Source organism: Vreelandella olivaria (assembly GCF_023507745.1).
Taxonomy (GTDB): Bacteria; Pseudomonadota; Gammaproteobacteria; order Pseudomonadales; family Halomonadaceae; genus Vreelandella; species Vreelandella olivaria_A.
In genome coordinates this window covers 1-1253 of record NZ_JALPZO010000005.1, presented here as the reverse complement: position 1 = coordinate 1253, position 1253 = coordinate 1, and the positions used below count along the sequence as shown (strand labels likewise).

General features: G+C 52.9%; 3 protein-coding genes. All 3 read left to right on the top strand.

All coding sequences use genetic code 11. The features are described 5' to 3' along the window. A partial coding sequence (locus HP566_RS00055) for a hypothetical protein (protein ID WP_249975213.1) occupies positions 1 to 392 on the top strand: 392 nt, incomplete at its 5' end. Continuing rightward, positions 379 to 675 carry a hypothetical protein gene (locus HP566_RS00050; RefSeq protein WP_249975212.1) on the top strand — a complete coding sequence of 99 codons (297 nt, stop codon included), beginning with the start codon at positions 379 to 381 and terminating at the stop codon, positions 673 to 675. The genes HP566_RS00055 and HP566_RS00050, both read left to right, overlap by 14 nt. Before the next feature lie 152 nt (positions 676 to 827). Continuing rightward, positions 828 to 1253, top strand: a 426-nt coding sequence (locus HP566_RS00045) for a hypothetical protein (RefSeq protein ID WP_249975211.1), incomplete at its 3' end; no start/stop codon positions are given.

Sequence of the window (1253 nt, the reverse complement as noted above, 5' to 3'; positions counted from 1 at the left end):
AAACGCTGGCCGCAGGCGGCACAGGTCTGGTCCTCGGCCCGATGACCAGTGGCAGTATTATCGGTAATGCCATCGTGGGTGGTGCGGCGGGCGGTGCCCATACGTCAGCGACGAATTGGATGTATGATGAAAGTAGGTCGGTGGGACAGAGCATGTTTTTGGGGGGAGTAACTAGCGGTGCTGGTACTGCAGCTGGCAATGCAACAAGCCGGTTTCTGCAAGATATACCAAGACAAGTTGTCCTACCTTATCTGGGCACTCCTGCCACTGTGACTGTACCTCTGCCCTCCTCAGATTTTATAGGGGGCGGCATACAGACCGTGATTGGTAATATACCATCATTTTTCACTTTGCCGGAAATAAGCATAGAGGCTCATAATGAAAACAACTAAATGGACATGGGCTGCATATATAAAAAGGCAAGCTGGTTTTTTCTCTTGGTGTATAGGAGCATCCATTTTGTTATGGAACAGCGTGGCTCTAGGTGAATGGGCCTATGGTTTGTTTAGTGCTGAGCTTGTGGGGTACGGGCCAGGACAGCAACGCTGGCATCGAATTTGGGCTATAGGCTTTGTACTAGTCTTTTTATTTGGGTGGAGTATAGATACATTCAATACTTGTTATTATCGAAAAAATCCACATGAATATAATCCTGCTAAGAAGGGGAAGGAGTGAAGTGGTGGTTGGGTTTACCTGTGGGATTATTGTTGTCAGCTCCCTGAAAAATACTTGATAGCACGTCACCCCAAGCCTCTCTACGCTCTGTCATCGAAGGCGGCAGCTTCGAAGCCCATCTCGGCGACAGCGTCGAGAGCGCCATCGCACACGTGGTCTCAGGAGTCCTGTTCCATGCCGTTGGCGATCTCGCCAACGACCACCTCTGGCAGGAAGGCGACCCGCAAAAGATCGCGCTCCACGCCCTGATCGGCGGCAACGTCAACGATGGCGCCTTTATCGCCGGGCAAGTGGAATCCTACAACCGGCAGTTACATACCCACGAACGGGAACTGGCCCGGGACCTGGCCGAGGCCAGCGATGGGCAATTCACGCTGGAAGAGATCGAGGATGCCATGCGCCGGATGTACAATCTGGCTAGTGATGAAGCCCCCGGGGATAACATCATTGCTCCCTTGCTAGCGGGTCTTAGCCCCGATGAACTGGGTTACTACGACTTCGGAGGTCAGTGGGTACAGGTACCCATGCCAGACGGCACTTACGAACTGCGTCAAGTTGTGCCGAGCACACCGCGAGGC